This is a genomic window from Methylibium sp. T29-B (assembly GCF_000576225.1).
Lineage (GTDB): Bacteria > Pseudomonadota > Gammaproteobacteria > Burkholderiales > Burkholderiaceae_C > Methylibium > Methylibium petroleiphilum.
On record NZ_AZSN01000195.1, the window covers coordinates 1 to 5,584 of the forward strand.

Consider the following 5,584-nt stretch of genomic DNA (forward strand, 5'->3'; position numbering starts at 1 on the left):
AAGCTGATCGCCCGCTGCTGGCCGACGACTGAAGCGCGCCGCGCCGGTGCCGCTGGGCGTCGCGCTGCCGCAGGACAAGCGGCTGCGCACGCTGTGCGAGGCGGTGCTCGACGATCCGACGCGCCACGACACGCTGGCCGACTGGTCGCGCGACGTCGGCGCGAGCGAGCGCACGGTCGCCCGGCTGTTCCGCCAGGACCTGGGCACGAGCTTCGTGCAGTGGCGCCAGCAGGTGTTGCTGGCGCGCGCGCTGTCGCTGGCCGCGCGCGGCACGCCGATGGGCCAGATCGCCTCCGAGCTGGGCTACGCCAGCCCCAGCGCCTTCAGCGCGATGGTGCGGCGCTCGGTCGGCGCGCCGCCGAGCCGCTTCTTCGCGTCGGCGTGAGCGGGCCGGCTCGGCGAAAATGCGCCCAGGAGCCCTCATGAGCGAACAGATCCTCTACGACTTCACCAAGCAGGACGCCAGCGGCGCCAGCTGCACCTCGCAGGCCTGGGCCAAGGTGCCCGAACCGCTGACGCCGGCGCGCCGCGACGCGCTGAAGGCGCGCGCGAAGCAGCTGCTGGCCGAGCGCAACGCGGTGCTGGTGGCGCACTACTACGTCGACGGCGACCTGCAGGACCTGGCGCTGGAGACCGGCGGCTGCGTGTCCGACTCGCTGGAGATGGCGCGCTTCGGCCGCGACCACGCCGCGCAGACCCTGGTGGTCGCCGGCGTGCGCTTCATGGGCGAGAGCGCCAAGATCCTGTCGCCCGAGAAGACGGTGCTGATGCCCGACCTCGACGCGACCTGTTCGCTCGACCTGGGCTGCCCGCCCGATGACTTCGCCGCCTTCTGCGACGCCCACCCCGACCGCACCGTGGTGGTCTACGCCAACACCAGCGCGGCGGTGAAGGCACGCGCCGACTGGATGGTGACCAGTTCCTGCGCCGTCGCCATCGTCGAGCACCTGCATGCGCAGGGCCAGAAGGTGCTGTGGGCGCCGGACCGGCACCTGGGCCGCTACATCGCCGAGCACACCGGCGCGGACATGCTGATGTGGCAGGGCGAGTGCATCGTGCACGACGAGTTCAAGGGCCTGGAGCTCGAGCTGATGAAGCGCGAGCACCCCGACGCGCTGGTGCTGGTGCACCCCGAGTCGCCGAAGCGCGTGGTCGAGCTGGCCGACGTGGTGGGCTCGACCTCGCAGCTGCTGAACGCCGTGACCGGCAGCGACCGCCAGACCTTCATCGTCGCGACCGACAACGGCATCCTGCACCGCATGCGCCAGCTCGCGCCCGGCAAGACGCTGCTGGAGGCGCCGACCGCCGGCAACAGCGCGACCTGCAAGAGCTGCGCGCACTGCCCGTGGATGGCGATGAACGCGCTGCAGGGCGTGGTCGACTGCCTGGAACACGGCCGCGGCGCGATCACCGTGCCCGAACCGACCCGCACGCAGGCGCTGGGCTGCATCGAGCGCATGCTGGATTTCGTGAAGGCGAATCCCGGCGCGATCAGCCAGCCGGCTCGCGGCTTCGTTCCAACATCGGTGCCGCGTGATGCTCACTTTCGAAACCAACGAGACGCTCGACGAAGCTCGCGCGCGCAACGTGCGCGACGCGCTGTTCGAGGACATCGGCCGCGCCGACTGGACGGGCCGGTTGGTCCCCGAGGGGCGCCGTGTGCGCGCGCGCGTGCTGGTGCGCGAGGCGGCGGTGCTGTGCGGCCGGCACTGGTTCTTCGACTGCATGGTCGCACTCGACCCACAGGCCGACGTGCAGTGGCACTACGCCGAGGGCGCGCGCATGGACGCCGACACGCTGGTCTGCGAGATCGAGGCCGACGCCCGCGCGCTGCTGGCCGCCGAGCGCCCGGCGCTCAATTTCCTGCAGTTGCTGTCCGCCACCGCGACGCTGACGCGCCGTCACGTCGACGCGATCGCCGGCGCCTCGCCCAACCCGCGCGGCTGCGCCATCCTCGACACCCGCAAGACCCTGCCCGGCCTGCGCCAGGCGCAGAAGTACGCGGTGCGCACCGGCGGCGGCCAGAACCAGCGGCTGGCGCTGTGGCACGGCATCCTGATCAAGGAGAACCACATCGCGGCCGCTGGCGGCATTGCGCAGGTGCTGGCGGCGGCGCGCGAGCTGAACGCGGGTGTCGACATCCAGATCGAGGTGGAGACCCTCGCGCAACTGCGCGAGGCGCTGGACCACGGCGCCGTGAGCGTGCTGCTCGACAACTTCGACCTGCCGCAGATGCGCGAGGCGGTGGCAGCGAACGCGGGCCGCGCGCTGCTGGAGGTGTCGGGCGGCGTCGCGCTGGATCAGGTGCGCGACATCGCCGCCACCGGCGTGGACCGCATCTCGATCGGCCGGCTGACCAAGGACGTCACGGCGACCGATTACTCGATGCGTGTGCTCGGCAACGCCTGAGCACCGGCCTCGCCGGGCGAAAAGCGGGCGCTCTGCCGCGCAATTCGGCATTTGCCGGCGCTGCATGCTCGCGACAATCGACCGCATGAGCTCCGAATTCGCGGGCATCCGCAACTATCAGGAACGCGCGGTGTTCGACGCCGTGCGCACGTGGCGCGACCACTACCCGCTGATCAGCGACGACCTGCTGCCCGACGTGGCCTGCGTGGCGCTGAACCGACTGCCCGCGCGCTACATCCGCCACGAGGTGGATCTGGTCTTCTACCAGAGCGAGAAGGAGCGTCTGATGGCCGAGCGCCTGGTGGCCAGCGCGGTCGGCTTCGCGTTCGAATTCGTCCAGGCGCGCACCGCGATGCGGGCGCGCGCCTGAAGCACGGGCCGAACGCGGCTCAGGCCGCCCAGGGCGCGGCCTTGCGCTTGGGCTTGCGCGTCAGGATGGTCGGGAAGCTGACCGGCAGCGTCTGCGGGAAATCGCGGCTGTAGTGCAGCCCGCGGCTCTCGTGGCGGCTGAGTGCCGACCGCACGATGAGCTCGGCGCAATCGACCAGGTTGCGCAGTTCCAGCAGGTCGCGCGTGACGCGGAAGTTGGCGTAGTAGTCGTCGATCTCGCTGCGCAGCAGCTTGATGCGATGCAGCGCCCGCTCCAGCCGCTTGGTGGTGCGCACGATGCCGACGTAGTTCCACATCAGCAACCGCAGCTCGTCCCAGTTGTGTGAGATGACGACCTGCTCGTCGGCATTCTCGACCTGGCTCTCGTCCCAGGCCGGCAGGAGGGGGAGCCCGCTCTCGTGCTGCGAGAGGATGTGCTCCGCGCAGGTCTTGCCCAGCACCACGCATTCGAGCAGCGAGTTGCTGGCCAGCCGGTTGGCGCCGTGCAGGCCGGTGTAGGTGGTCTCGCCCACCGCATACAGCCCCGGCAGGTCGCTGCGGCCGTCGAGGTCGGTGACCACGCCGCCGCAGGTGTAGTGCGCGGCCGGCACCACCGGGATCGGCTGTCTGGAGATGTCGATGCCGAGCGCAAGGCAGCGCGCGAAGATGGTCGGGAAGTGCGCCTTCAGGAAGGCCTCGCCGAGGTGCGTGGCATCGAGCCACACGTGGTCGAGGCCGTGCTTCTTCATCTCGAAGTCGATCGCGCGGGCGACCACGTCGCGCGGCGCGAGTTCGAGCCGCTCGTCGTGGGCCGCCATGAAGCGTGTGCCGTCCGGCAGCTTGAGCTGCCCGCCCTCGCCGCGCAGCGCCTCGGTGATCAGGAAGCTGCGCTCCTGCGGGTGGTAGAGGCAGGTGGGGTGGAACTGCACGAACTCCATGTTGCCGACGCGGCAGCCTGCCCGGTAGGCCATCGCGATGCCGTCGCCGGTGGAGGTGTCGGGGTTGGTCGTGTAGCGGTAGACCTTGCCGGCGCCGCCGGTCGCCAGCACCACCGCCGCGGCCGGCAGCGTCTCGACGCGCTGGCGGTCGATGTCGAGCGCGTAGACGCCGTAGCAGCGCGGCGAGCCGTCGGTCTTGAGATGCCGCGAGGTGATCAGGTCGACCGCCATCCAGCGCTCGCGCAGCGTGATGTTCGGATGACGCCTCACCTCGTCGAGCAGCACGTCGTGGATGGCCTTGCCGGTGGCGTCGGCGGCGTGCGCGATGCGCCGCACCGCATGCCCGCCCTCGCGGGTGAGGTGCAGGCCGAGCGGGCCTTCGGGATCGGGCGAGAACGGCACGCCGCGCTCGACCAGCCACTCGACCGCCTCGGCGCTGTGCTGGGCGATGAAGCGCGCGGTGTGCTCGTCGACCAGGCCACCTCCCGCCTCCTGCGTGTCGCGCACATGGCTCTCGATGCTGTCGTCGCTGCCGAGCACACCGACGATGCCGCCCTGCGCCCAGGCCGTGGCGCCTTCGTCGAGGTTGCGCTTGGCGAGCACCACGACGGGATGGCGCGGAGCCAGTTGCAGCGCCACCGTCAGGCCGGCCAGACCCGCGCCGATGATCACCACGGGGGACGGGGACGCAGCTTCGTGGCGGGTCGGCATGTCGGCAGTTTCAGGACCGGACGCACCGCAGCGGCGCGACATCTGGCCCGGATTCTATCGACGCCCCCCGTCGCACCGACCCGGCGGAAAGTGCGACCCGATTGACCTCAGGGCGCGCATTACACTTGGTGACATTCGCTCCGGATGGCCGTCCAGCCTGGCGTTGTCCATGAGTTTTTCCTCCGATCCCCACAGCCGATCCAGCCGACCCCCGACGTCGCCGCCGGCCGCGCACGACTGGGAATCGACGCGCGTGCTGACCCAGATCTCGCCGCGCTTCCCCAATGGGCAGGCGGGCGCCGCGGAGCAGGCGGACGACACGCAGGACATCGGTCGCGCGGTCGGGAATGGCGTGCGCGAGTTGTTCGTCGCCTGCGAGCCGGCCGATGCGATGACGCAGCAGTTCGACCACCTTCAACCGGAATTCGTGTCGGTGCACGACCTGGGCACGTCGGCCTCGCGCAAGTTGCTGGGCGGCATCGCAGCGGCCAGCCAGCGTGCCGTGCAGCGGCTGGTGGTGCGGCGCAACGGCGCCGGGACGGTGCTGGCCACCATCGAGTACGTTGACTGCCCCGCCGCCAATGGCCGCAGCGTACGGCTCTACAGCACCGAGGTCGATGCCGACACCCACACCCGCCAGACCCTCGCACGCGTGCTGCTGGGCCGCGCGCGGCTGGGCATCATGATGGTCGGCGACCTGCCGGCCCATGCGCTGACGACGGCGCTGGCACCCTGGCGCGAGGCGGTGCTGCGCGGTGGCTGGATCTGCCGCCGCATGCTCTTCTTGCCGCTGACCGCCGGTGCCGCACTGCCGGCCGAGGTGGCCAAGTTCCGCGCGGCCACCGCGCTGGATGCCACGCCCACGGCCCAGGTAACCCGCCCGGCCGACGTGTGGGGCCAACTCTGCCTGGCGTGGAATGCCTGGCAACGCCAGACCAAGCCCGGTCAGGACGTGGCCACGCTGCCGCTGCTGGGCACCGGCTCCACGGCTGCTGCCGCCGCCACGGCGGCCAATGCCGTGGCCGCCCGGGCTGCATCGGTGCCGACGCCGATGCCGGTGGTCGGCGCGCCTGTGCGCGCCGACCGAACTTTGACCACCCGCGCCGACTGAACATTGACCAGGGGTGGAAGCCCGTCTCGATCGAGGCGAGCTGTGG

Annotated in this window: 4 protein-coding genes and 2 pseudogenes; 5 read left to right on the forward strand and 1 reads right to left on the reverse strand. The window is 71.0% G+C overall.

Going from position 1 to position 5,584, the window contains the following annotated elements; all coding sequences use genetic code 11:
• Positions 1-28: 28 nt before the first annotated feature.
• From Y694_RS19260 to Y694_RS19280, 4 genes and pseudogenes are all read left to right on the forward strand, one after another.
• A pseudogene (locus tag Y694_RS19260) lies at positions 29-385 on the forward strand (helix-turn-helix domain-containing protein); the annotation flags it as partial.
• 37 nt (positions 386-422) lie between these two features.
• Positions 423-1,478: pseudogene (gene nadA, locus Y694_RS23745) on the forward strand (quinolinate synthase NadA); the annotation flags it as partial.
• A 58-nt stretch (positions 1,479-1,536) separates the two neighbouring features.
• Complete coding sequence (gene nadC, locus Y694_RS19275) at positions 1,537-2,409, forward strand: carboxylating nicotinate-nucleotide diphosphorylase (RefSeq protein WP_036235479.1); 873 nt, start codon at positions 1,537-1,539, stop codon at positions 2,407-2,409.
• Positions 2,410-2,494: 85 nt separating this feature from the next.
• Complete coding sequence (locus Y694_RS19280; RefSeq protein ID WP_011829151.1) at positions 2,495-2,779, forward strand: late competence development ComFB family protein; 285 nt, start codon at positions 2,495-2,497, stop codon at positions 2,777-2,779.
• A 19-nt stretch (positions 2,780-2,798) separates the two neighbouring features.
• On the opposite strand, the gene nadB is transcribed toward Y694_RS19280, so the two are convergent.
• The gene (nadB, locus tag Y694_RS19285; protein WP_036235481.1) at positions 2,799-4,427 is read right to left on the reverse strand and encodes an L-aspartate oxidase; all 1,629 of its coding nucleotides are present in this window, start codon (positions 4,425-4,427) and stop codon (positions 2,799-2,801) included.
• A 169-nt stretch (positions 4,428-4,596) separates the two neighbouring features.
• Here nadB and Y694_RS19290 point away from each other — a divergent pair, with 169 nt between their 5' ends.
• Entirely contained in the window at positions 4,597-5,538 is a 942-nt protein-coding gene (locus Y694_RS19290) for a hypothetical protein (protein ID WP_155935868.1), read from the forward strand.
• The last annotated feature ends 46 nt before the right edge of the window (positions 5,539-5,584 follow it).

Excerpts from the sequence above, each read along its gene's own strand:
- nadC (WP_036235479.1), top strand. The coding sequence starts at position 1,537 with ATGCTCACTTTCGAAACCAACGAGACGCTCGACGAAGCTCGCGCGCGC.
- Y694_RS19280 (WP_011829151.1), top strand. The coding sequence starts at position 2,495 with ATGAGCTCCGAATTCGCGGGCATCCGCAACTATCAGGAACGCGCGGTG.
- nadB (WP_036235481.1), bottom strand. The coding sequence starts at position 4,427 with ATGCCGACCCGCCACGAAGCTGCGTCCCCGTCCCCCGTGGTGATCATC.
- Y694_RS19290 (WP_155935868.1), top strand. The coding sequence starts at position 4,597 with ATGAGTTTTTCCTCCGATCCCCACAGCCGATCCAGCCGACCCCCGACG.